Source organism: Gramella sp. MAR_2010_147 (assembly GCF_900105135.1).
In the GTDB taxonomy this organism is placed as follows: domain Bacteria; phylum Bacteroidota; class Bacteroidia; order Flavobacteriales; family Flavobacteriaceae; genus Christiangramia.
This window is the reverse complement of the sequence record NZ_LT629741.1, coordinates 667,724-691,917: the sequence shown is the minus strand read 5'-3', so window position 1 is coordinate 691,917 and position 24,194 is coordinate 667,724. Positions and strand designations below refer to the sequence as shown.

At 35.2% G+C, this 24,194-nt stretch carries 22 protein-coding genes and 1 tRNA gene; 15 read left to right on the top strand and 8 right to left on the bottom strand.

Features of this window, described 5'->3' with window-relative positions; genetic code table 11:
- Nucleotides 1-227: 227 nt before the first annotated feature.
- Nucleotides 228-686 carry a hypothetical protein gene (locus BLT95_RS03005; RefSeq protein WP_089664630.1) on the top strand — a complete coding sequence of 153 codons (459 nt, stop codon included), beginning with the start codon at nt 228-230 and terminating at the stop codon, nt 684-686.
- 113 nt (nt 687-799) lie between these two features.
- Here BLT95_RS03005 and BLT95_RS03000 read toward each other — a convergent pair whose 3' ends face one another.
- Genes BLT95_RS03000 through BLT95_RS02990 form a run of 3 tightly spaced genes read right to left on the bottom strand, consistent with a single transcriptional unit; the run spans nt 800 to nt 4,007 of the window.
- The gene (locus tag BLT95_RS03000; protein WP_089664628.1) at nt 800-1,771 is read right to left on the bottom strand and encodes a type I phosphomannose isomerase catalytic subunit; all 972 of its coding nucleotides are present in this window, start codon (nt 1,769-1,771) and stop codon (nt 800-802) included.
- 9 nt (nt 1,772-1,780) lie between these two features.
- Nucleotides 1,781-3,397: a glycosyltransferase family 39 protein gene (locus BLT95_RS02995; protein WP_089664627.1), complete on the bottom strand. Its 1,617-nt coding sequence runs from the start codon at nt 3,395-3,397 to the stop codon at nt 1,781-1,783.
- Nucleotides 3,381-4,007 (bottom strand): lipid-A-disaccharide synthase N-terminal domain-containing protein, encoded by a 627-nt coding sequence (locus BLT95_RS02990; RefSeq protein ID WP_089664625.1) that lies wholly within the window; start codon nt 4,005-4,007, stop codon nt 3,381-3,383. Before BLT95_RS02990 ends, BLT95_RS02995 begins: the two co-directional genes overlap by 17 nt.
- Before the next feature lie 262 nt (nt 4,008-4,269).
- Between BLT95_RS02990 and BLT95_RS02985 the strand changes: the two genes are divergently transcribed.
- The 3 genes from BLT95_RS02985 to BLT95_RS02975 all read left to right on the top strand — a co-directional run bounded on the left by BLT95_RS02985 (nt 4,270) and on the right by BLT95_RS02975 (nt 6,436).
- Nucleotides 4,270-4,524 (top strand): hypothetical protein, encoded by a 255-nt coding sequence (locus BLT95_RS02985; protein WP_089664622.1) that lies wholly within the window; start codon nt 4,270-4,272, stop codon nt 4,522-4,524.
- A gap of 135 nt (nt 4,525-4,659) precedes the next feature.
- Nucleotides 4,660-4,733, top strand: a tRNA-Arg gene (locus tag BLT95_RS02980).
- A gap of 347 nt (nt 4,734-5,080) precedes the next feature.
- On the top strand, nt 5,081-6,436 hold the full coding sequence (locus tag BLT95_RS02975; protein WP_089664620.1) for a hypothetical protein: 1,356 nt from the start codon (nt 5,081-5,083) through the stop codon (nt 6,434-6,436).
- A gap of 428 nt (nt 6,437-6,864) precedes the next feature.
- On the opposite strand, the gene BLT95_RS02970 is transcribed toward BLT95_RS02975, so the two are convergent.
- Nucleotides 6,865-7,578, bottom strand: a complete 714-nt coding sequence (locus BLT95_RS02970) for a glycosyltransferase (protein WP_089664619.1) — start codon at nt 7,576-7,578, stop codon at nt 6,865-6,867.
- 307 nt (nt 7,579-7,885) lie between these two features.
- Here BLT95_RS02970 and BLT95_RS02965 point away from each other — a divergent pair, with 307 nt between their 5' ends.
- Genes BLT95_RS02965 through BLT95_RS02955 form a run of 3 tightly spaced genes read left to right on the top strand, consistent with a single transcriptional unit; the run spans nt 7,886 to nt 11,703 of the window.
- Entirely contained in the window at nt 7,886-9,736 is a 1,851-nt protein-coding gene (locus tag BLT95_RS02965) for a tyrosine/phenylalanine carboxypeptidase domain-containing protein (protein WP_089664617.1), read from the top strand.
- Nucleotides 9,733-10,782, top strand: coding sequence for a glutathione synthetase (locus BLT95_RS02960; RefSeq protein WP_089664614.1), 1,050 nt, complete (start codon nt 9,733-9,735; stop codon nt 10,780-10,782). Before BLT95_RS02965 ends, BLT95_RS02960 begins: the two co-directional genes overlap by 4 nt.
- Nucleotides 10,783-10,791: 9 nt before the next feature.
- Complete coding sequence (locus BLT95_RS02955; protein ID WP_089664611.1) at nt 10,792-11,703, top strand: succinylglutamate desuccinylase/aspartoacylase family protein; 912 nt, start codon at nt 10,792-10,794, stop codon at nt 11,701-11,703.
- 45 nt (nt 11,704-11,748) lie between these two features.
- Here BLT95_RS02955 and BLT95_RS02950 read toward each other — a convergent pair whose 3' ends face one another.
- Both BLT95_RS02950 and corA read right to left on the bottom strand, forming a co-directional pair.
- The gene (locus tag BLT95_RS02950) at nt 11,749-12,882 is read right to left on the bottom strand and encodes a lactonase family protein (protein WP_089664610.1); all 1,134 of its coding nucleotides are present in this window, start codon (nt 12,880-12,882) and stop codon (nt 11,749-11,751) included.
- Nucleotides 12,883-12,899: 17 nt separating this feature from the next.
- Nucleotides 12,900-13,979, bottom strand: a complete 1,080-nt coding sequence (corA, locus tag BLT95_RS02945; RefSeq protein WP_089664608.1) for a magnesium/cobalt transporter CorA — start codon at nt 13,977-13,979, stop codon at nt 12,900-12,902.
- Between the two features lie 143 nt (nt 13,980-14,122).
- Here corA and recQ point away from each other — a divergent pair, with 143 nt between their 5' ends.
- Nucleotides 14,123-16,231 (top strand): DNA helicase RecQ, encoded by a 2,109-nt coding sequence (recQ, locus tag BLT95_RS02940; protein ID WP_089664607.1) that lies wholly within the window; start codon nt 14,123-14,125, stop codon nt 16,229-16,231.
- A 5-nt stretch (nt 16,232-16,236) separates the two neighbouring features.
- Here the strand turns inward: recQ and truA are convergent, their stop codons facing one another.
- Nucleotides 16,237-17,025 (bottom strand): tRNA pseudouridine(38-40) synthase TruA, encoded by a 789-nt coding sequence (truA, locus tag BLT95_RS02935; protein WP_089664605.1) that lies wholly within the window; start codon nt 17,023-17,025, stop codon nt 16,237-16,239.
- 201 nt (nt 17,026-17,226) lie between these two features.
- Between truA and BLT95_RS02930 the strand changes: the two genes are divergently transcribed.
- The 7 genes from BLT95_RS02930 (at nt 17,227) to BLT95_RS02900 (ending at nt 23,388) form a co-directional block, all read left to right on the top strand.
- The gene (locus BLT95_RS02930; protein ID WP_089664603.1) at nt 17,227-17,718 is read left to right on the top strand and encodes a GyrI-like domain-containing protein; all 492 of its coding nucleotides are present in this window, start codon (nt 17,227-17,229) and stop codon (nt 17,716-17,718) included.
- Between the two features lie 52 nt (nt 17,719-17,770).
- Nucleotides 17,771-18,604, top strand: a complete 834-nt coding sequence (locus BLT95_RS02925) for a DUF1853 family protein (protein ID WP_089664600.1) — start codon at nt 17,771-17,773, stop codon at nt 18,602-18,604.
- 10 nt (nt 18,605-18,614) lie between these two features.
- The gene (locus tag BLT95_RS02920; protein WP_089664598.1) at nt 18,615-19,370 is read left to right on the top strand and encodes a sulfite exporter TauE/SafE family protein; all 756 of its coding nucleotides are present in this window, start codon (nt 18,615-18,617) and stop codon (nt 19,368-19,370) included.
- Between the two features lie 38 nt (nt 19,371-19,408).
- Nucleotides 19,409-20,287: a cation diffusion facilitator family transporter gene (locus tag BLT95_RS02915; RefSeq protein ID WP_089664596.1), complete on the top strand. Its 879-nt coding sequence runs from the start codon at nt 19,409-19,411 to the stop codon at nt 20,285-20,287.
- A 131-nt stretch (nt 20,288-20,418) separates the two neighbouring features.
- Nucleotides 20,419-21,573 carry a hypothetical protein gene (locus BLT95_RS02910; RefSeq protein WP_089664595.1) on the top strand — a complete coding sequence of 385 codons (1,155 nt, stop codon included), beginning with the start codon at nt 20,419-20,421 and terminating at the stop codon, nt 21,571-21,573.
- Nucleotides 21,574-21,789: 216 nt separating this feature from the next.
- Complete coding sequence (locus BLT95_RS02905; RefSeq protein WP_089664593.1) at nt 21,790-22,527, top strand: NYN domain-containing protein; 738 nt, start codon at nt 21,790-21,792, stop codon at nt 22,525-22,527.
- Nucleotides 22,528-22,533: 6 nt separating this feature from the next.
- Entirely contained in the window at nt 22,534-23,388 is an 855-nt protein-coding gene (locus BLT95_RS02900) for a pirin family protein (RefSeq protein WP_089664590.1), read from the top strand.
- 183 nt (nt 23,389-23,571) lie between these two features.
- On the opposite strand, the gene hisIE is transcribed toward BLT95_RS02900, so the two are convergent.
- Nucleotides 23,572-24,192: a bifunctional phosphoribosyl-AMP cyclohydrolase/phosphoribosyl-ATP diphosphatase HisIE gene (hisIE, locus tag BLT95_RS02895; RefSeq protein WP_089664588.1), complete on the bottom strand. Its 621-nt coding sequence runs from the start codon at nt 24,190-24,192 to the stop codon at nt 23,572-23,574.
- Nucleotides 24,193-24,194: the final 2 nt, after the last annotated feature.

Genomic DNA, 24,194 nt, shown 5'->3' with positions numbered 1-24,194 from the left:
GAAAGTTTCATACATAAAAATCTACAGTAGTATCATTGGAATCTTCAAATTTAGAGGTCAAAAAAGTTATTTACACATAAAATTCTGACAACCAAACAATTGAGTTTAAATTACTCCTAGGCATCTTTAAAATTTTAAAATGTTAATTCTTAAAATTTCCTTAAATAAACACAATAGGATTTTTAACTTTACGTTCCAGTTAAACCAAACAAAAAATCCTATACCCTATGAAAAGATTTCAAATTGTCTTGGTCTTGATCGCAGTTAGCGTTTTTATTTCTTGTGATAAAGATTTGGATGACGTAGACCGGTCTACTGCCGAAGCAAATGAATTAAATATCATTGTTCAGGAAGGAGAATGGCGCATCACCCATTTTACATTGAACGGTAGTGACAGAACCGCGAATTATACAGATTATATTTTTACTTTTGAAAAAGACAATAATCTTTCAGCCACTTCTTCTATAGATCAGGTTATTGGAACATGGAGAATTAGTAATGATTCCGGGAGTGAATTTGATTCTTATAATGATGTAGATTTTAATATCTTCTTTATGTCCAGTGAAAAACTTGGAGAACTAACCCGAAATTATGATGTTATTTCAGCTACCAGGAATGAGATTAATCTTGATCTTCAAATGGACGAAAATGGAGATACCGCAATTTTAAGCCTAAGCAAAATATAGATCCTGAATTTCAATGAATAAAAAGGACGTTAAACAACATAAGTTTAGAGCCCTTTTCATTTAGAACTCAAGAATATTACAGGTCTTTTATAAATTAGAAGTAACTATCTGGATTATTGGATATAAATTTCAAGCAATTCAGCTTCTGTAGCTTCGATTCCAATTTCAGTTGCGATGGCAGGTATCATCAGGCTTTCTCCTTTTTTCAAAATCTCAGTACTTCCTTTTAAGTTTATTGTTGATTCACCCTCCACACACATAAGAATAACAAAAGAATCAAGCTGAGAATAGTCCTTTTTTACGCCCCCTTTTACCGGTAAATAGTTGGTAGTAAAATATTTACAGGATGTGATTTGAGAAGAAATATTCTTTTGCTTAGCATAATTGAGCTTATAGTCATCTTTCTTTATAAAATCTATGGCATCTATTGCCAGATCTGTATGCAGGTCCCTTCGCTTACCTTCAGCATCTACCCTGTCCCAATCGTATATTCTATAGGTAATATCTGAAGTTTGCTGAATTTCTGCAAGTAAAACACCTCCGCCAATCGCATGAACCTTTCCGGTATTTATGAAGACGGAATCCCCCTTTTTAACTTTTTCAAAATTTAGAACCTCTACTATTTTTCCCTTTTCCAGGTATTCAACATATTCCTTTTTTTCAAGATCTTTTTTAAACCCAATAATTAATTCTGAATTATCATCTGCCTGCATTACATACCACATCTCGGTCTTTCCAAAAGAACTGTGACGTTTTTTTGCAAGTTTATTATTTGGATGTAATTGTACTGAAAGATCTTTTTTAGCGTCAATAAACTTTATAAGTAATGGGAATTCATTGCCGAATTGCTCATAAATCTTCGTGCCCACTAATTTTTCTTTATATTCAGAAATTAGCTCTGAAAGAGACCTGCCAGATTCGGTACCATTTGAAACTTTTGAGATATGGCCTTTTACACCAGAAATTTCCCAGCTTTCACCAATATTTTCCTTCGTAGTCTCCTTATTTAAAAGATCTCTTAATTTATTTCCACCCCATATTTTTTCCTGAAGTATAGGTTTAAATTTGATTGGATAATTAAGCATCTGCTAATATTATTTTTTAGTGACTAAATATAAATTTCTAAATAACCTGTCCCGATGATTATCTGGATTGGCATTCATATTTATTTCATCAATTTTTTCAATATTAAATTCGGAAAGAAGATTTCTCATTTCCCCAGTTTGTTCCTTGGTTACCAGCAAAAGAAACTTTTGTGATTTTGGAATGGTGTAATCATTCCCGTTCTTAATGGCTTCAATTGGCTCTCCATATTCCCAAATGAATTCTGGCGTAAAACCATTGAATTCATATAAAGGCATAGGATGCTTTTCTAAATAATGGTCAACGGTTGTAATACTCTTGAAAGCCGGATTTAGTTCAAGCTTCTTTACTATAGGCAGGCCAAAGAAAATAACACATATTATGAACCAAACCGTCAAATAAAAAACTGGCTTAAACCGGTTTCTCCTTAAATAGTAAAATATAAGTATGCCAATAGCAACCAGGCATACAGAGGTTAGAATAAACCATGGCCATATTTTTGTGAACTGGTCTTTAAACAGGTAGAAACCAACTAGAGGAAAGATTAAACCTATAACAGCGATAATGGAAAAATTGAAATAAACGACCAGCTTTTCCTTTTTCGGCATCATATCAAACCTCCTGAAAAGGTATTCTATATAAAAAGCTGTATTTAGTGCTAGTGGGATTAGTACTGGTAATAAATATCTTGCTTTTTTTTCAGGAATTATTGAAAGAAGGATTACGGCACTCAAAGTCCAGACAAGTGTAAATTTATACCCGGTTTTATTAAATACCCGGTTTTTGAGATAAGGATATAGCAAGCCAACAAACGCAGGAATTGTCCATATACCGGTTTGAATTACAAAACTCCAGTAATAGTAAAATGGTCTTGTATGATAATCCAGCCAGCGCCCAGTCTCTCTTTCAGTGATTTTAGATACAGCATTTGTGTCAAAAAAATAGACATACCAACTCCAGGACGCTGAAACTACGAAAGCCACCAGAATCATCAAAAGCAGTGCCTGCCATTTTCCTCTAAAGTTTCTGTATTTATAAACAATCCCATATGATATTAAAAATGGTAAGAGTAATGCATACATAGACACTGGTCCTTTACTTAAGAACGAAAAGCCTAATAACAAGCCTGTAAGTATCCCATTGATATACTTATTTCCTTCTTCAGTAAAAATTCTATACATACCGTAAATGGCCATCATCATCCAGCCATGCGTGTGAATGTCCCATTGTCCATCCCTTCCGGAGTGGAGTATATAGAAAGAAGTTACCGCTATTAACCCTGCAATGAATGCAAACTTTCTGTGGCCGGTAAATTTTAGTCCAAGTTTATATGTAAAAATAACCGTTACGGTTCCCATGATTGCGGCAGGCAATCTTAATGCAAATAGACTCTTCATACCAAACAGAAACATAGAGACAGCTGTTAACCACGTTGGTAGCGGCGGTTTTTCATATCTGGGTTCGTTATTTAAGGTTGTGAATATCCAATGATCCATCGTGATCATTTCTCGTGCTGTAGCAAAATTACGGGCTTCCATGATATTTACGATTATCGCATCGAGATTTACGAAAAAAACCGCTATACAAACCATCACTAATAAAAGAAGATAATTATCCTTTAACTTCATTTTTCTGAATATAAATATTTCTAATATACATGATCAATCCAATTCCATGACCAGCCAATAAAACCGGGTCTCTTCTAATTACAGCATAAATAATAATAATGGCCGATCCCAGTAAACTAAGCAGCCAGAAACCAAGTGGCAAACTGGAAACTTTCTTTCTTTCTGAATAAACCCATTGATAAATAAATCTCAATGTAAATATTACCTGTCCTAAAGATCCCAATATCAATAACCAGAATGGAATCGCATCGTTTCTGAACAATTTTGCCGCATCATATTGATCATTATTGAAACCATAGATAACTATTAGCAACGGAAATATCCATAAAAATAGCCTGAAAATTTTTGGAAACCTATACCACTCACCCTGTAATTGTAGGTTTCTTATATAAATAAAATAAGTAAGGGTTTGTCCCATCATAATGGCAAAATCATCCCTTAAATATCCGTATACAAAAAGCAAAAAAGAAGCAAACAAACTTAAATGCCAGAAAAAGATTGGGGTGATAATTTTTTTACTCTTTTCTGAAAGGAACCATTGAAGAATCATTCGGCCTGAAAAAAGTAATTGTGCTGTAAACCCTAAAAAATAAATTAACCAGCTATCCATTACTTTAAATCAGTTTAAAAAGTGAAAGAAGATGAATAAAAAGCATATCACTAAACTGAATTATAGGTATCATAAATTAACAGGGAAAATTTGAGCTAAATTAATATTATTTCCCGAACCTCATATATGGTCTTTTAGCGATTAATTATAGCTGTTTACAGATTTTTTAGTAGAGAACACACTTCGATAGATAATTACTTATATATTTATCTCACCAAATCTATTTTAACTCCCTGCTTGGCTAACTGAAAAACAATTAGTTATGCTAGCACAACAGGCTTATATCCTTAATACGGAGGAGGATTATCAGCAGATCGATACTGTAAAAGACTGGATTCAAAATATACATGAATCCGGTACATTTTTTCATCTATCATTGAAAACACTGGAATTGATGCGTCGTTTTAGTACCTTATATACTCAGGTTTTTGATAAGGATGATATACATCCAAGTACCCTGAATCAATTGATTATTACTTCCAGGGGGCTGGAAGTAGAATTAATCAGAGAAAATTAGAAAAATCTTAAGGCACTATATACTGATAATCAAAAACTTCCTTCTGGAGGTTTTTCTTTTTTTAGAAAAGTATGATTTTTTAAATCAAAAACATTGTATTATTTATAAAGTGGCTTATATTTGCAACCGCAAAACGGTGGCATAGCTCAGCTGGATAGAGCACCTGCCTTCTAAGCAGGCGGTCCCAGGTTCGAATCCTGGTGCCATCACTTCGCAAATTATAAAGCCCTGATTTTCAGGGCTTTATTTGTTTTTATACTAACCTTTTGCACGACAGTTGCACGGCAACCACTAAATTTAGACTTAATTAGTTTCGTATCAATTTCTGTTTTGATTCTGTTTTTGTTTAAAACGGTTTCAGTTTTAATAAATAAATTTTGATAATTAAACCAAATTAGTTGATAATCTGTTTAATAACTTTTCTTTCAATTGTAAAAACATAGTTCTTAGTGTCGTAATTTTACCCCTAACCGTATAATTTCAGTTCTTTAATCTACTGTTATAATGGATCATAAGTAAGAATTGAAATAAAGGCTATTTAAGTAAAATTAATGATATGTTTGAAGGTAAAAACTCAAAAAAAATAGATTATTTAGAAGAAGAAAGACAGAAACTTTGGGAAAGATTAATTCTTTTAGAAAAAAAGATTGATGAAAAACCCTCAGATATTGAAAAGGAAGCTAAACAAGCTTCTAAAAAGGCTGCTGAATATAGAAACCGTACAGAAGAGCGTCTAAATCAAGCTGAAATCTATATCGAAAAATTTTCAACCATTGAAAATGAAATAGAATCCAAACATCGAGAGATAAATTTAAAACATACCGTTGTTCTTGACCGAACGAATGAAATATTAACCAATGGTGAAAATCTGGAAAGTACTCTAACTACTATTACAGATATTTTAGAAAAACATCCAAACCTTAAATCGGAAGTTCAACAATTAGATACTTTGATAGAAACAGTTGAGGAGAATTCAAGCAAGGCTAATACCACTTACAAAGGTATATTATCTAAGAAAACTGAAATCGACGAAGTTTATAGAGAAATTATTGGATATGAAGATGAAGATGAGGAGGGCAATATAGTGGAAATAGAAGGGTTGAAAAACAAACTTGATTCCACTTATAATGAACTTAAAACTAAATCAGAAAAATTAGAAGAGGGATTAGAAAAACTAACCATCTCTAGTGAAGAAGATTACAAAAAATATATTGAAACACATCAAGATGAGCTGGATGAATTAAAAGATTCATCCCAATCTGAATATAACCAAATAAACAAAAAAATTGAATCTCTTCTACCGAATGCTCTAACCGCTGGCTTAAGTTCAGCTTTTGTGGCAAAAAAGGCTGAAGAGGAAAAGCTACATACTGAATATAAAGCAAGCTTTAGAAATGGAATAATATTTTTAACCATCGCAGCGGTTATTCCTATTAGCATCAGTGTATTTTTTTTAGCAACAGGCTCAACACTTACAGAGGTTATTGAAAGATCCCCAAAAGTTATTCTGTCTTTTTTACCATTATACATTCCACTTGTTTGGATAACTATTTCGGCAAATAAAAAAGTTAACCTTTCTAAAAGATTAATTGAGGAATACTCCCATAAACAAGTTTTGAGTATGACCATTGAAGGGCTATCCAAACAAATCGAAAATATTGAAAACAGTGTACTATCTGAAGAACTTAGAATAAACCTTATTAGAAATTTCTTAGAGGTCACAAATGAAAATCCAGGAAAATTAATTTCAAACTATCAAAAATCTGACAATCCAATTCTAAATATTTTAGACCGAGATGGAAAAGCAAAGGAAGAAAAAAGTATTGTAGAAACTATTGAAGACAGTACTAAGGAAATAATCGCTACAGCCTCTAATGAAATTGAGGAAAAAATCTCAAAAGAAGTAATTTAAATTAATAGGGATTGAAGAGTGAAAGCAAATAAATTTTATTAAAAATATTAATTTGAATTACGAAGTCTATTTTATCATTTTTTTTTACCAACCTTAACTATTTTGCCATTTACTATGAAATTTTTCTGCAACGATATTTGCACGGCAATGACATATACCAAATAATGTTATAATACTAATAGTATAATAAAAGAACACCATAAGCGTATTTTTTGTATGCTGTTATCGTGTTTTAGTGTAATTTGTATGCACTAATAGTATAAATCCTAATTCTGGTGCCATCACGAAAAGCCTTCCTTACGGGAGGCTTTTTTGGTTTTATAACTTGTTCAGCTTCGTTTAGGCCATAACGGTATATAGAATTCAATTTCTAGAAATACATTGTGTGAGCTATTCTCATATAGATAATTGATAGCTTTTAGGCTAACTTAAGATCTCTTTTCAACCTTATAATTTATATAATTCTTCTTCATCCATAGATATGTAAAGCAATCCATCAATGGTTTAAAGAGCCTATTTCTCAGTCCAAATTTTGGGGTTCCGGCAATTCTAGGGAAGTGTTTTATAGGCACCTGTTTTATACGGCCACCCTGTAACATAATCATAGCAGGAAGAAAACGATGAAGTCCACTAAACATAGGGATTCTTTTTGCGTAATCTGTTCTTATAATCTTTAATGGACAACCAGTATCATCCATTCCATCATGTGTGAACCAGTTTCTTACAGTATTGGCAACATATGAAGATAAATTCTTTATTCCAGAGTCTTTACGTTCATGACGAAATCCGTTTATGAGATCATAGTTTTCAATTTCGTTTAGTAATAGTTCAAAATCAAAAGGATCAGTTTGTAGGTCTGAATCTATATATCCTGTAAGATTTGTTTCTGAATAATCAAATCCGGCTTTAATAGCTGCACTAAGACCACAGTTCTTTTCAAAGCTGATATACTCAAACTCCGGATTTCTATTACAGATTTCGATCATTATCTTTTCAGAGTTATCCTTAGAACCGTCGTTCACGAATAGAACTTTACATTCTATACTGGCCCTGGAAATATATTCCTTCATTTTCTCCTCTACCCTTTTTAGGTTTTCTTCTTCATTATATAAAGGAACAATGATCGTTAGACTGTTATCCATACTGCTAAATAAATTTCGGCAAAAATAGCCTTAAAATTGAGAAATGACAACTTATGCCTATTGTCATGTTTAGCCGTAAAAATTAGTTAAATGGAAACGCTTCATTATACTGAAAGGTCATTATCTCTTAATAGAAATCCATTCACATTAATTTATAAGCCTTTCATAAAAAATTGTCAAAATATTGAAATTGACAAGCATTCACTTTGAATCTTCCTAAATTAGGTGGTTAGACAAGTCTAAACCAATCAACAAATCAATATTAGTGATGCATAACAACCATTTCTAATAATAAGTTTTCTAAATAATGCAGGAAATACCTGACCTATCTGAAAATTCCATTGATCAAATTTTAACAGTCCTTGATGAAAAGAAGGAAATAAACTGTCGGTTACCCGGCAAAGGTATCTTACATATCGAAAAGGAATTACCATATCTTGTGATATACCGAAGAAAAAAAGAAGATAGAGGAACAAGAAGATTTGTCACCAATGAATCATCCTATTTGGTTATAGGTACCGAAGATTTTCAAGGATATCAAAAGTTACTTTATAGAATTTCAGATCAGATATCGGCAAATATGGAGTCTTATCTTTTATTTGAAATTTATGCAGGGACTCGTGATTCTACTGAAATTAAAATTAAAGGACCAGCTCAAAAACTACCTTCAACCTTAGAGACTTTAAAAGAGGATTTTTTAAAAATAAATTCAGAATTCACCGGGCTTTATTTAAATACCGAGATTATAGACACCCCAAACAGGCAGCAAGAAGGTAAAACTCCATTGATGGAAATTGAAGATGCAAAAAGTTGTGGTGCCGTAGTGGTAGGTCTGGAAGTTCCTCCTATTTATAGAAACGAGAATAACCAGTTGTACCCGGTATTTTTCCGGAATTTTAAAGATTATCTCATTAGAGCGATACACCGTTCTTTTTTTGAGTTCATTCGGGTTCAAACAGCGGGAGGAGTTGCCAGTTTTAATGCCCTTGGCAGGAAATATTTAAAGCAGATCGTATTTGATATTGATAAGCAACTGGCAGATATAGAAAGATCTTACCAGTTTCTTTGGCTAGTTTCACCTGCCAATATTCAAAATATCAAGCAGGAGTTTTTTGATAGCAATTATGAAAATGTCATAGATTATCATTACAGATTATTACCTGTAGATCCAGATGTTTTAAAAAGGAAACTTTATAACCTTAAAATTGAAGATATTGACGATCCCGCCATGTCTTTTTTATTCCGGGAAAAGCGGGAAGAACTGGACATGCAGATTACCATGCTGAACGAACGGGGCTCCAGAAACTTTATGTATGACAGTATCAGGCTATATAAAGGAGTAGATAAAAAGCTTTGCGAAGAAGCACGTAATATTCTGGATAAAATCCAGGAAGAAGATCATACCGATACAAAAGACCTGCTGGATTCAAAGGCCTTTAGTAGTATGGCTAGAAAAGAATTTGATTTTTATCGTGAGCAGGATAGAAATTTTAAATGTAAGGTACATATACGGGATGATGTAAACGTGATGATGGTCTCTCATGGCGAATTATACATTCCTGCAGATTATAAAATGAACCGGGTGGAAGCTGAAGCTCTAATTCAGCACGAAGTGGGCACCCATGTACTCACCTATTATAACGGTAGCAACCAACCTTTGAATCAGTTAAGCATTGGACTGGCAGATTACGATCCGCTTCAGGAAGGTCTTGCGGTAATGTCTGAATTTATGGTAGACGGTCTTACTGCAAATAGATTAAGAATACTTGCTGGCCGTGTTATTGCGGGAGAAGCTCTTATGGAAGGAGGAAACTTTCAGGAGATCTTCAGACTCTTAAAACTCACTTATGGTTTCTCTGCTGAAAGAGCTTTTAATATCACCTCTAGAATCATGCAGGGCGGTGGATTTATGAAAGATATTATTTATTTAAAAGGACTGGTATTATTAAAAGAACATTTAAAGAACGGAGGGGAATATGAACCTCTCCTGGCCGGAAAATATGGAATTAAACACACCGGTATTATAAAGGAACTTACAGACAGAAAAGTTTTAAATTCTGTGCAGGTCAAACCTAGTTACCTTCACAGTGAAAAAATGTATGAAAAATTAGAATTAATCAGGCAAGGCCTAAGCCTTCCACAAATGGTATGTAAATGAAAATATGTTTTGTATTAAATGATGTTGCAACGGAAAAAAATGGTACTTCTACGGCGCTTATGACTATGGCACACCAACGAGGTCATGAAGTCTATGCTATGGGAGTTGGAGATTTTACATTCCATCATGATGAACCCATTAGTATTAATGCGGTTTCGGTATCCAAAAGCTTTAAAAGCAAGTCTCCTCAAAAATTTCTGGAGGCACTTCAGGATAAGAAAAATAAATCGAAGAAAATAAACTCTTCTAAACTGGATGTACTATTCATTAGAAACAATCCAACTGAAGAAGCAGATCGCCAATGGGCCGAGCAAGCCGGGGTTGCTTTTGGAAGAATGGTTCAGCAAGAAGAAGTTTTAGTGTTAAATGACGCCTATGCCCTATCCCACGCGTTTATAGATAAATTATATTTTGAAGAGCTTCCGCAGGAAATTAAACCGGCTTCGATTATCACCAGAGATAAAGATCAGATTCTGGAGTTCTGGGAAAACCAGAAAAATAAGAAAATGGTTCTCAAACCGCTGGAAGGTTCAGGAGGAAAAGATGTTTACCTAATAGACGAGCATGAAAAGAATGTAAATCAAATTATCACACATTTAAGCTCTCAGGGTTACGTGATCGCCCAGGAATATCTTCCTGCGGGAAAAGATGGAGATGTTCGTATTTTACTGGTGAATGGTAAGGTGATGGAGAAAGATGGTAAAAAAGCTATTATTAGAAGAGTTAGTGGCGAAGGAGAATTTAGAAGCAACTTTGCTGTAGGAGCTACCGCAGATAGTAGCGATCTAACTCCCGCAATGCAACGCATCATAGATCTTACTGCTCCCAAATTAATTAGGGACGGATTATTTTTTGTTGGCCTTGATGTGGTTGATGATAAATTAATTGAAATTAATGTATTAAGCCCGGGAGGAATGGAACGATTTAAAGATATTGGTCTTCCTGGATTTACAGATTATATTATCAAAGCTATTGAAAGGAAGGTAGAGTTTAAAGAAATTTACAAAAACCAGTTAAGCAATAGAACTTTAGCTACGATGGACTAAAACAGTATTATGGAAAATACATTTGAAAAGGAAATTCCAAGAATCATTGGTAAGTACAGTTCTGGCAATAAAGGGCCTTTACTCTTTGTTACCGGAGGGATTCATGGAAATGAACCCAGTGGTGTAAAAGCGTTGATCACAGTTTTTAAAGAACTTGAAAAGACGAAACCCGAAATTAAAGGAACAATTGTAGGTATTGCGGGAAACAAAAAAGCTTTAAATAAAAATAAGCGATATATAGATGAAGATCTCAACAGGACCTGGACTGAAGAAAATGTAGAAAAAAACCAGCCAGATACTCATGAAGAACGAGAAATGTTTGAGATCATTGAGGTTTTAAAAGAACAATCTAAAGGAGATTTTACAAAAAGATATTTTTTAGATTGCCATACCACCTCCTCTGCCAGCCTCCCGTATGTATCAGTTCAGGAGGTGAATGATAATGATGCATGGGCACACAAATTCCCCACCTATATTATTCGTGGTTTCAGTGATATCATTACCGGGGATATTGATCATTATCTAAGTAGAATTGGCATGACCGGGTTTGTTTTCGAAGCTGGACAGCATACCGATAAAACTTCAGAAGAAAACCATGAAGGAGTGATTTGGCTTGCACTAAAGGAAGCCTGCGATCTTGACCTCAGTAAAATTTCCACTTATCCGGAATGTGTGGACAGGTTTGTAAAAAAGAATGCGCCTCCACAAAAGACCTTTGAAATTATTTACAGACATGGCCTGGAAGATTCAGACGAATTTAAAATGGAGCCTGGTTATGAAAATTTTCAAAAGATTAAAAAAGGAGAACTGTTAGCAAAACAAAATGGCAATGAAGTAAAAAGCGAATGGGATGCTTATGTTTTTATGCCTTTATATCAGGCCCAGGGAAATGACGGTTTTTTTGTGGTAAAAGAAGTATAATTTAATCCTGGAAATAAAAAAAAGGTGGCTAATTTGCTGCCTTTTTTATTTCACAAACTCCAGGCAAACCGGTGTTTTAATTTCAAAAACAGGTTCCTGAGGCTTTAGCTTTCCATTATCTGGATTGATCTTATAGATGGTAACATTACCGGTATCCTGACTCGCTGCATATAGATATTTGCCGTATGGCGAAAGTGTAAAATTTCGGGGTGTTTTACCCGCAACCGGAACAAAATCAATATTGGTAAGTTTTCCTGAGTCTTCAATTTTAAAAATGGCTATACTATCATGACCTCTATTAGAAGCGTAAATAAATTTTCCGGATGGATGCATACGAATATCAGCAGCAGAATTACGTTGTTTGAAGGACGCCGGCAAAGACGAAATATTTTGGATCAAACGAAGTCCTCCATTCTTTAAAACCTCAAAAACACTAATGCTGCTATTCAACTCATTGATAGAATATGCGAAACTCCCATTTTTAGCAAAGCTCATGTGCCTTGGGCCGGCACCTTTTTCAAGGTCAACAAATTGCTGTTCATGTGGCGTTAAGCTCCCCTCTCTAAATTCAAAGATCCATATTTTATCATTACCAAGATCAGCAATGTACGCATAACGGTTATCACCGCTAATTTTTACAGAGTGAGCATGAGATTTATCTGGATTCTTTAAATTGATTTTCTGATTAGGAGCAAGGCTTCCGTCTTCATTTATTTTATAGGACATCACAACTCCACCCACATAATTACTTACAAAAACATATTTACCAGATCTGTCTAAGGCTATATGGCAGGGAGCATAACTACCTGATGAATTTTTACTGATCTGCTTAAGCATTCCATCTTTTAAAATTTCATAAGAATAAATAAATCCATTTGCTCCATCGTTCGCACCTAGTTCACTTACTGCAAAAAGATATTTCCCCATCCTGCCCACTTTTACAAAGGAAGGATTTACAACTTCAGCAACAGTTCCTTTAAACTCAAGTGCGCCGGTATCAGAATTTTGATTAACCAGATAGATACCTTTAGCTTTTCCATCTACATGTCCTTCTTTTTTGGTATAGGTCCCAACATATATCTTATTAATAGAGTCGTTTATTTTACCGCTTTCTTCCTGGGCAATAGACGTATCGACTATCATCATTAAAAGCAAACATAATATTATAGATGTTCTCATACCTCAAATTTTAGACGCTACAACCATTTTTTCCTTTTGAAATAATAAAGCATCAATAAGAAAACGATGATCATTACTCCCCAAAGTACGAAATAACTGTATTTCCATTGCAATTCCGGGATATATTCGAAGTTCATCCCGTAAATTCCTGCGATAAATGTTAGCGGAATAAAAATACTGGCCATAATAGTCAAGACCTTCATCACTTCGTTCATCTTATTACTAATCGTTGTCATGTACATATCCATAAGACCCCAGATCATTTCACGGTATATGTCTATATTTTCTGAAATTTGAATAATATGATCATATAAATCCCTGATAAAATTACCGGTATGTGAATCTATTAGATCGCTATCCATTTTTTCCATTCGGCTAATAACTTCACGAAGTGGGAAGACTGCCCTTCTAATTCTAAGAATATTCTTTTTGAGATCCTGTATTTCAAAAGTAATATCATCACTGGGGCGGGAAGTAAAAAGACTTTCTTCGAGACTTTCAATTCTATCGCTCATATCGTCTATTACCAGAAAATAGTTATCAATAATAGAATCCAGCAGAGCAAACATTAGATAATCTGCACCACGCGTTCTAATTCTTCCTTTGGCGGTTTCTATACGCTCCCTTATCGGATCAAAAACATCTCCATCAGACTCCTGAAAAGTAAGCACATAATTTCTACCTACGATCATGCTAATATGTTCGTTCTCGATCTCTCCATCCTTATAATAGAGCATTTTTGCAACGATAAAAAGGTAATCCTGGTACTCTTCGATTTTAGGACGTTGACCGGTGTTAACGATATCTTCCATGACCAATGGATGGAGTTCATAATAATCTCCAAGCTTCTCGATCTCCTCTACATTACTTAAACCATCTATATTAAACCAGGTGATGCTGTCTTCATCTACAAATTGAAATGCATCTTCAGTAGTTGTAGAACTAAATCGCTCATAGCGTTCACTATTATAATCAATAACATCCAGCTTTGTTTCCGAAGCTTCTTTATGACCTACATAAGTCATGGTTCCCGGAATCTGATTTGCTGATTTGATCGTTTTAGGGCGCTTAAGCATCAGTTTTCTCCTTTTAGCCATAAGTAGAATTAATTTTCAATAAAAATACTAATTATCTCCTAACGGCAATTTCAAATATTTCTTCTGAAACAATGCGAAACATTTATACGTAAATCAACACTTAGAATTGCCAGAAATATACTCTTAATTTTACCTTTGCAAATATGAAAGAAGCTGTGTTGTTGGATACTCTTAAGGAGTATTTTGGTTATGAGAAATTTAGACCTCTTCAGGAAAAGATCATTAAATCGGTTTTTGATGGCCAGGACAATCTCGTGATCATGCCTACGGGCGGCGGTAAATCTATTTGTTACCAGCTCCCGGCAATCCTGCTTCCAGAAATAACACTGGTAATCTCTCCTTTGATCGCTTTAATGAAAGACCAGGTAGATGGGCTGAATGCGAACGGTGTGCCTGCAGCTTACCTAAACAGCAGTCAGGAAGAGGCTGATAAGCAGGCTATTTTTCAGAGAATTGATAACAGGAAGATCAAATTACTATATGTAGCTCCAGAAAGTCTTCAGTTTGTAGACCGCATTTTAACCGATGGTAAGGTGAGTCTTATCGCTATTGATGAAGCTCATTGTATTTCCAGCTGGGGCCATGATTTCAGGCCTGCATATACCCAGCTGGGCTATTTAAAAAATCGCTTCCCCTCCACTCCCATTCTAGCATTAACCGCTACGGCAGATAAGGCTACCCGAAATGATATTTGCAGGCAGCTAAATATTCCCAAAGCTGAAAAACATATCGCCTCTTTTGATCGAAAAAACCTGAGTCTTGAAGTTAAACCAGGTATTAAAAGATTTGAGCAAATTACCCAGTTTCTTAAAAACCGGAAAAGCGAAAGTGGGATCATTTACTGTTTAAGTAGAAAAACAACCGAAGAACTTGCCTCTAAATTGAAGACTAAAGGTTTTAAAGCTGAAGCCTATCATGCTGGAATAGATCACCTGAATCGCTCCAGTATTCAGGATGAGTTTATTAATGATGAAAAGCACATAATATGTGCTACCATTGCTTTTGGAATGGGTATAGATAAATCTAACATTAGGTGGGTGATCCATTATAACATGCCTAAGAACCTGGAGGGTTATTATCAGGAAATTGGCCGAGCGGGACGTGACGGGCTACCATCAGACACCCTTCTTTTTCATAGTTATGCCGATGTGATACAACTTCAGAAATTTGCTTCAAATGCAAAAAATGAAGATGTACAACTGGCAAAACTCGATAGAATGAAACAGTATTCTGAAGCGCTAAGTTGTAGACGAAAGATATTGCTTAGTTACTTTGGAGAATATCTTGAGAAAGATTGTGGCAACTGTGATATTTGTAGAAATCCGCCAGAGTTTTTTGAAGGGACTATCATCGCCCAGAAAGCATTGTCCTGTATCTTTAGATTAAAAGGAGGAGAGCCTATTTCAGCAGTTATCGATGTACTTCGAGGTTCCCAGAATGAAACTATTAGAAGTAATCATTATGAACAGCTTTCTACTTACGGTATAGGAAAAGATATTTCCTGGAGGCACTGGCAGCAGTACCTTATTCAGCTTATAAATCTTGGATATATAGAAATTGCTTTTGACAGGAATAACCACTTACGCCTTACCAAACAGGCCAAACGTATTCTTTTTGAAGGTGAAAAAGTCTATCTCGCAGATGTTAAAGACGAAAAATTACAGACAACTGCTGAAAAAACTGTGACTATAAACAATTCATTGTTTGAAAAGTTAAGACAGCTACGTTTAAAAATCGCAAAAGAAGAAGATATTCCTGCTTATTTGATTTTTAATGACGCTGCTCTTAAGGATATGGAGAAACAGCGGCCAATGTCTGATTCTGAATTTCTACTTATAGATGGTGTGGGAAGAAAAAAGATGGAAGATTATGGTTATCGTTTTATAAAAGAGATCATCGCTTTCAATAAGGAGAAAAGAGAAAAGAAACCGAAGAAAAAAGCAAAAAAGGGAAATACGCTTCAGGAAACATTATCACTGTACAATGATGGTTTAAATGCTGAAGAAATCGCGATAAAAAGAGGTATGGCGAAAAATACCATTTTCACTCATCTTATAAAACTTTATGATGAGGGCGAAGAAATCAACCTTCATCAGTTTATTCCAATCTCAGATCTAAAATCTATAGAGCAGGCAAAAAAAGAGCTGGAAAGTCCCAATTCCCTTAAAACCTATTTCGAGCATTTTGAAGAAGCGATTCCCTATGAAACTATTAAAATATCGCTTAAGATACTGGACGATAAGGAGAATTAAGCTTATTAATCAAATTCTATCTTTCGTAAGATCAACCCGGAAGCTGGAGCTATATAATCCATTTGGTGCTGCGGGGAATCCTTTTGTAAACTATCCTTTATATCCTGTAGACTCAACTCTCCCCTTCCAACCAAAACCAAACTTCCCATCATTAGTCTCACCTGGTGTCTTAGAAATCCGGAAGCATGAATATGAAAAATATAAGATCTTTCCGGAAAAAAATTAGCAATATATTCCGTATTTTCAATTATTTCAGATTTTAGCATTTCACGCTCAAATGTGCTTTTTTCAGAAACACGAACACAGTAATTTTTAAAATTATGAATCCCCTTATATAATTTCGCAGCTTGCTTCATTTTCTCAATATCCAGATTTTCCTGGAAATTGGCCATAAACGGCGCACAGAAAGGATGAAACTTATCGCCTATACTAAAGAGATATGCATATTCTTTTGTCTTGGAATGCTGGATGATATTAAATTTTTCATCAACCTCCTCAATACTTATTGCTCTTATATCCTGCGGTAAGTTCTTATTAAACAATTCAAGAAATTCTTCCAGCTCTTCAAGCGGTTCATGATCCATAAATAACTCAAATGCCGATTCTTCTGCAGAGACCATGGCATCTGTCCTGCTGGTACCCAGGATTTTATATTTAGCTTCGGGCATTACCCAACGCAATGTTTTAGTAATAAGACCTTCCACAGTCTTCACGTCAGGTTGTTTCTGCCAGCCATGTAACCTGTATCCTAAATACTGTACTTTAATAAAATAGTAGAATCGCTTTCTGAACAAATCTGGGGATTTTCAGCAAAGGTATTTAAAATTCTTTCAGAATGCCTTGCTTACATACAATTGCAGAAATCCAATTCTATAGAAAAACTATCACTTTTCACCAGGATTCAGTTTTCTCTTAAAATGCGTCATACCTTTATATTAACCTAAATTACTTAGTTTAGCTAAACAGGTATTAAGAATTTTAAATACAATTTTTAAATGATATCAAAACCGGAGATAAAGATTATAAAACCTAAGAAACTGGTAGGGATTTGTATAACCACCAGCCTGGCAGATGATAAAACCAGTTTATTGTGGAACAGGTTTATGAGATTAAAAGGCGCTATTGAACGTAAGAAAGGAGAAAACCTTTATTCTGTACAGGAATATGGCGAAAAATTTATGAAAGGTGAGTTTGATACCCAATCTGAATTCAATAAATGGGCTGCATCAGAAGTTTTACATTTTGAAAACATTCCAAAAGGATTGGAGAAATTAGAAATTCCGGCGGGAAAATATGCAGTTTTTACACATAAAGGAACTGCACGGGAATTTGCTGAATCTTCTAACTATATCTTTAATGAATGGTTGCCTGCTTCAGAATACTTATTAGAAGATCGTCCTCACTTTGAAGTTTTGGGAGAAGCTTACAAAGGTCCAGAAAACCCTGAATCAGAGGAAGACATCTGGATTCCTGTAAGACCTAAATAACTTCTGAAAATGCATTCTACTCTTAATAATTAACTGCCGAAAGAAAACACTTTTGAAAGAACTCAGCATTTTAAACCAGTTCCAGGGTTTTTTAAAAACTCCCAATATTTTTCCAAAGGACCACCCGGCAGACTTCAATATTTTTAATTTTCCAGAAGTGCCTATCACCGATGCCTTGATCGCCGATCTTGAGAAGTTAGATCATCCACGAAATTCGGTTTTGGGTAAAAGAATGGAAAGTTTCTTTGAAATCGCCATAAAGCATAGTTCTCAGTACCAAATTCTAGATTCCAATATCCAGATTATTCATAACAAACAAACCCTGGGAGAACTCGATTTTTTACTCCTGGATAAACAGGCTTCTAAAGTGTTGCATGTGGAGCTGGTTTATAAGCTTTATATCTATGATGAAACTGTGGATCTGGAAATACAAAGATGGATTGGTCCAAACAGGCGGGATAGTTTCTTTGAAAAACTGGGTAAATTAAGATCAAGGCAATTTCCACTACTTTATAAACCTGAAACATTAAACTACCTTGATAAATTGAACATTTCAATTGATAAGATTGAACAGCAATTATGTTTCAAAGCCCAATTATTTACTTCAGGTTCAGTATTCCAGAAAAAACAAAATCTGGTAAATCCAGATTGTCTCGCAGGAAACTGGTATCATTTAAATCATTTCATCAAAATGAAATGGGATGAGAACTTATTTTATAGTCCGAAGAAGAAAGACTGGAGTTGTGATCCTGAGGATAACACAAACTGGATGAATCAAAAAGACTTTCTGAAAAACATTCAATCTCTTCTTGAAAAAAATAAAGCTCCTCTTGTTTGGATGAAAACAAGATCAGCATTTTATAAATTTTTTATAGTTTGGTGGTAATTAACATTACATGTTAGAATTTTTTCAGGATATCAATCTATTGTTTCTGGTACTACTTTTTGTTGCCGGAGTTGTTGCATTTATCGTTTCTACAATTTCTGGAGGTGGCGGCGCTCTAATATTGGTTCCTTTTTTAAATTTTTTGATAGGTTCTACTAAAACGGCTCCTGTTGTAAATCTGGGAACCTTTATTGGGCGACCTGCGAGACTTATTCTATTCTGGGAATATATCAACTGGAAAGTTTTCTGGTATTATGTTCCGGCAGCAGTTGCAGGTGCCTGGGTTGCCGGGTGGTTTTTTACCAGGCTAAATGCTTCCTGGCTACAAATTCTTGTCGGGATATTTCTTATTAGTACTGTATTTCAATATCGTTTTGGAAAAAAGCAAAGATCGTTTCCCGTGAAGCTTTGGTACTTCATTCCGTTAGGTTTTATTGTCTCCATTTTAGGGACCATTATAGGTGCTTTGGGACCTATTTTGAATCCCTTCTACCTTAATCTGGGTCTTGATAAGGAAGAATTAATCGCGACCAAGACAGTGAATTCTTTTTTTCTGGGGTTTGCACAGTTAGGCAGCTATACCTTCTTCGGACTTTTATATAAAGAATTATGGGTCTATGGCATTGCACTGGGACTGGGAGCGGTAGTAGGAAATATTATAGGAAAGAAGTTTTTGTCTAAAATGAAAAGTAGCACCTTCAGAAAATTGTTGATTTTATTGATGGTCCTCAGTGGTATTTTACTCATATATAACCAACTCAGCTAACTTATTCTTTTAAATTTGTAGACCTAAAAAACAAACCTATGCAACCGGAATACCGGAAAGCGATAAAAGCATCCTATTTTAGTATTGCTGGAAATGCCCTTTTAGCTATTGCCAAAGCAGTCACCGGTATTTTTGGGAATTCCTATGCGCTTATTGCAGATGCTATAGAATCTACTACCGATGTATTTTCTTCTCTTTTGGTATTACTGGGTTTGAGATATGCCAATAAACCGGCAGATGAAAATCATCCCTACGGTCATGGCAAGGCTGAACCACTTATTACTTTCATGGTTGTTGGATTTCTTATAATTTCTGCAACCATTATTGCGTATGAAAGTATTGAAAATATAAATACGCCACATGAAGTTCCCGAACCCTATACGCTTATTGTTCTTTTAGTGATCATTATTATAAAAGAGGTTTCCTATCGTTTTATTGCAAAAAAGGGATCTGAAACCAATAGTTCTGCATTAAAGGCAGATGCCTGGCACCACCGCAGCGATGCAATCACTTCTTTCATGGCTTTTATCGGGATTTCTGTCGCACTGTATATGGGCAAAGGCTATGAGAATGCAGATGACTGGGCCGCCCTGTTTGCTTCAGGCGTCATTCTTTTTAATGCTTATCTTATACTGAGACCTGCACTTGGTGAGGTTATGGACGAACATCGTTATGAGGATATTGAATTGCAGATTAGGGACATTGCCCATGCGAACATTGGGGTGGTAGACACCGAAAAATGCTTTGTAAGAAAAACCGGAATGACCTATCATATAGACCTTCACATCGCAGTAGATGCAAAAATTAGCGTAAAGGCCGGTCATGATATTGCCCACAGGGTGAAAGATGAGATATTGGAAAAAATTCCTCAAATAGCAGATGTTCTTATTCATGTAGAACCTGATGATGAATTATAAATTCTAATGCTGAATTAGATTTCTTTCAGAATTATTAAGAAACATTTAGCAGAAACATGGCGTCATAAGCTTTGAAATAGTGCTGTTTCGACGTATCTTCTCATGAAGAATTAACCACTAAAAATAGTATTATGTCGATGATTAATGAGCAAGATTTTAAACAACTATCAAATTATAAGAATGAAACCTGTGTTTCCATTTTTATCCCTACCCAAAGAGCCGGAAAAGAAGTTCTGGAAGAAAAGAATAAAAAACACCTTCATTCTGAATGGACCGAGGTAAAAAAGAAGCTAAAAGAAAAGAATATAGATGATAAGATTATTGATAAAATAGGAAAACCAATTCAGGAATTAATTGATAATCGTGATTTCTGGAGACATCAGTCAGATGGATTGGCGATATTTTCTTCTGAAGATTTTTTTGAAAATTATACTGTTCCGGTCAATTTTGAGGCCTATCACTATATATCCCAGGAATTCTATATAAAACCATTGGTTCCTGCCATGAATGGTGATGGGAAGTTCAATATACTGGCCATTCAACTGGAAGATGTGAAATTCTATGAAGCTACAAAATACAGCATCATGCCTGTAGAAGTTGATGATCTTACGCCTTCAAGACTGGAAGAAAGAGTTGGTTTTGACTATAAAGAAAAAGCGCTGCAATTCAGAACCCAGGGAGAAGGCGGTGAAAAAACTCAATTTCATGGTCATGGTGGTAGTGAAAGGGACGATCGCGTAGAAATAAAACAATTCTTCAGGGCTGTAGACCAAGGTTTGAAAGATCACTTAAACAGGGAAAAACTTCCGCTGGTGGTTTACTGCCAGGATTATCTGTTCCCAATTTACCAGGACGCAAACACCTATAATCATTTAGTTGAAGAAGTAATTCAGGGAAATCCCAATGACAGCGATATGCTGGGCATACATCAAAAAGCACTTGAAATCGCAGAGCCATTTTTAAATGAAAACAGGGATGAGAAAAAGGAAAAGTACAAAGAACTGAGCCAGACTGAAAATACCACTTCCGCTGTTAGTGATATTATTTCTGCTGTTCACCAAGGTAAAGTAGACACTTTATTTATTGAAAATCGTGCAGAGGTTTGGGGAAAATATAATAAAGACAAAATGGAAGTCAGTTTTTCTGAAAATCAGGAAAATGGTAATATTTCTTTATTAAACCTTGCAGCGAAGAAAACGATAGAAATGGGAGGTAAAGTCTATCTTGTGGAACATGAATTTATGCCTCAGAAAAAATCAAAAATGAATGCTCTTCTAAGATTCTAAAAATTATGAAGAGGTTGTCTAAAAAATAGTATTACGTTATACCAGATTTAATTCAGGATCTTAACAAGATTGAAAATCAAATTCAATAAGAAGCTAAAACAGGTTCTGCATTGCAAAATAGGGACTTTTTAGACAGCCTCTTTTTCTAAATTTAAATTCGGCCCGTACAGGCCTAAAAATTTAAACCTTAACTTTAGTCCCCAAAAATATTATAACATGGAAACTAATTTAGCCGTACTTATAGACGGTGACAATATACCTTCAGCTCATGTAAAAGAGATGATGGAAGAGATTGCCAAATATGGTAACCCTACGATTAAAAGAATTTATGGTGACTGGACCAAGCCCCACCTTAATAAATGGAAAAATGTTCTATTAGAGAACGCTATTCATCCTATTCAGCAATACGGCTACACCCAGGGTAAAAATGCGACAGACTCTGCCATGATCATCGATGCTATGGATATTCTATACTCCAACAAAGTAGATGGTTTTTGTCTTGTCTCTAGTGATTCAGATTTTACAAGGCTGGCTACCAGGCTGCGTGAAGCGAGCATGAAAGTAATTGGTATTGGAGAGAAGAAAACACCAGATCCGTTTATCGTTGCCTGTGATAAATTTATCTATATCGAAATCTTAAAACATAATACCAAAGAAACTGAATCTGATAAAAACAGCAAAGAAAGAGGTGCCAGGAAAGCGAATATTGATAAGATCACTCCTAAAGTGGTCAGACTTATTTCCCAGACTATTTCTGATGTAGCCGATGAGGATGGGTGGGCGTTTCTTGGTGATGTTGGGAGCCTGCTTCAAAAGAAGCAACCAAATTTTGATTCAAGAAATTATGGTTTTCAAAAATTGACACCTATGATACATTCTATTGATAAGTTTGAAATTGAATCAAGGGAAAATGCAAATTCTAAATTCAAACTTATTTATGTTAGAAATAAATAATAGAAAATGAGAAATATCAAGAAGCTTCATAAAGCAGAATATCGCCCTATGGGAGATTTAGAGACCTGGTCTCCCCTACCTACCAGGCATCTGCAAATGGTAGATCCCTTTATATTTCTAAATCATCACGGGCCACAGGTTTATGGCCCAAACAACAACGGTCTGCCATTCGGGCCGCATCCCCACCGCGGAATGGAAACCGTAACCTTTATTCTGGATGGTGACATCGCTCACAAAGATAACAACGGTCATTACAGTGTGATTAAAAGTGGTGGTGTACAATGGATGACTGCGGGACGAGGATTATTGCATTCAGAAATTTCTTCGGAAGAGTTTAAAGAGAATGGAGGTCCTATTGAAATTTTACAATTATGGATAAACTTACCAAAAAGGTTGAAAATGATGGAGCCAGCCTATCGCGGACTCCAGGAAGATAAAATCTCTATATGGCAAAATGAAGAAGAAACTATCAAAGCCCAGGTAGTTTCGGGTAACTTTAAAGGAATTCGAGGTGCCTTTGACACTCCAACTTCGGTAAGTTTATCGGTGGTTCACTTTGATCAGGATTCTAAAACTCACCTGGAAATTCCAAAAGCTGATAATATTTTCTTTTATGTGGTTCGCGGAAAATTAGAGGTTAATGAAATTGAAGTACCTGAACTTCATCTGGCTGAATTTTCTAAAAATAGCGAGATCTTGAATGTCTCAGCCACAGAAAAAAGCATTCTCTTACCGGGTCATGCCGAACCTTTTAACGAAAAAGTGGTTTTTGGCGGACCTTTCGTCATGAATTCTGAAGAGGAGATCCAGCAGGCATATGAAGACTATAAATCGGGCAAAATGGGAAGCTGGGAAGATTGATTATAAATTCTAATCTCTCCCAATACTATTTATACACCTCCTCCCTCTTTCATAGATAGAGGGAATCAGAATCTTTATAGTCATCATCCCAAATTTATTTTAACTATCTCAACCTACATACAAATTTAGGGAGTTTAAAAAAGTGCAGCCTGAAGAAACATTTCTGCTAGGGCTTTCACAAACTTAATGTCTTGCTTCCAGTACTTTTACAATATCTTTAATACCAAAGCCTTTCGCTTTCAGGAGAATCATATAATGGAAAAGAAGGTCGGCGCTTTCATTTAGGAATAGATCATCATTATCATCTTTAGCTTCAATAACGGTCTCTACCGCCTCTTCTCCTACCTTTTGTGCGATCTTATTAATTCCTTTATCAAAAAGGGACACAACGTAGCTGTTGTCATTTTCTTTACGTAACCCGGGTTCCGTCTCACTTAATTTTTTTCGACTTTCAATGACCCCTTCAAGTTTTGACAAAAATCCATAATCCACCGTATTTTCTTCAGCCCAGCAAGTATCGGTTCCCTTGTGACAAACAGGTCCTTCGGGCAATACTTCAACTAATAACGTATCATTATCACAATCCAGTTTTACATTAACCAAATTCAGAAAATTACCGCTTTCCTCACCTTTCGTCCATAAACGCTCTTTAGTTCGACTATAGAAAGTTACCTTTTTGGTCTCATTGGTTTTCAAAAAAGCTTCTTCATTCATATAGCCCAACATCAAAACCTTTTTAGTGGTAGAGTCCTGGATTATTGCCGGTACCAAGCCATCATTATTCTTATTAAAATCTATGTTCATTT

Coding starts and splice junctions, on each gene's coding strand:
- BLT95_RS03005 (WP_089664630.1), top strand. CDS start 228: ATGAAAAGATTTCAAATTGTCTTGGTCTTGATCGCAGTTAGCGTTTTT.
- BLT95_RS03000 (WP_089664628.1), bottom strand. CDS start 1,771: ATGCTTAATTATCCAATCAAATTTAAACCTATACTTCAGGAAAAAATA.
- BLT95_RS02995 (WP_089664627.1), bottom strand. CDS start 3,397: ATGAAGTTAAAGGATAATTATCTTCTTTTATTAGTGATGGTTTGTATA.
- BLT95_RS02990 (WP_089664625.1), bottom strand. CDS start 4,007: ATGGATAGCTGGTTAATTTATTTTTTAGGGTTTACAGCACAATTACTT.
- BLT95_RS02985 (WP_089664622.1), top strand. CDS start 4,270: ATGCTAGCACAACAGGCTTATATCCTTAATACGGAGGAGGATTATCAG.
- BLT95_RS02975 (WP_089664620.1), top strand. CDS start 5,081: ATGTTTGAAGGTAAAAACTCAAAAAAAATAGATTATTTAGAAGAAGAA.
- BLT95_RS02970 (WP_089664619.1), bottom strand. CDS start 7,578: ATGGATAACAGTCTAACGATCATTGTTCCTTTATATAATGAAGAAGAA.
- BLT95_RS02965 (WP_089664617.1), top strand. CDS start 7,886: ATGCAGGAAATACCTGACCTATCTGAAAATTCCATTGATCAAATTTTA.
- BLT95_RS02960 (WP_089664614.1), top strand. CDS start 9,733: ATGAAAATATGTTTTGTATTAAATGATGTTGCAACGGAAAAAAATGGT.
- BLT95_RS02955 (WP_089664611.1), top strand. CDS start 10,792: ATGGAAAATACATTTGAAAAGGAAATTCCAAGAATCATTGGTAAGTAC.
- BLT95_RS02950 (WP_089664610.1), bottom strand. CDS start 12,882: ATGAGAACATCTATAATATTATGTTTGCTTTTAATGATGATAGTCGAT.
- corA (WP_089664608.1), bottom strand. CDS start 13,979: ATGGCTAAAAGGAGAAAACTGATGCTTAAGCGCCCTAAAACGATCAAA.
- recQ (WP_089664607.1), top strand. CDS start 14,123: ATGAAAGAAGCTGTGTTGTTGGATACTCTTAAGGAGTATTTTGGTTAT.
- BLT95_RS02930 (WP_089664603.1), top strand. CDS start 17,227: ATGATATCAAAACCGGAGATAAAGATTATAAAACCTAAGAAACTGGTA.
- BLT95_RS02920 (WP_089664598.1), top strand. CDS start 18,615: ATGTTAGAATTTTTTCAGGATATCAATCTATTGTTTCTGGTACTACTT.
- BLT95_RS02915 (WP_089664596.1), top strand. CDS start 19,409: ATGCAACCGGAATACCGGAAAGCGATAAAAGCATCCTATTTTAGTATT.
- BLT95_RS02910 (WP_089664595.1), top strand. CDS start 20,419: ATGTCGATGATTAATGAGCAAGATTTTAAACAACTATCAAATTATAAG.
- BLT95_RS02905 (WP_089664593.1), top strand. CDS start 21,790: ATGGAAACTAATTTAGCCGTACTTATAGACGGTGACAATATACCTTCA.
- BLT95_RS02900 (WP_089664590.1), top strand. CDS start 22,534: ATGAGAAATATCAAGAAGCTTCATAAAGCAGAATATCGCCCTATGGGA.
- hisIE (WP_089664588.1), bottom strand. CDS start 24,192: ATGAACATAGATTTTAATAAGAATAATGATGGCTTGGTACCGGCAATA.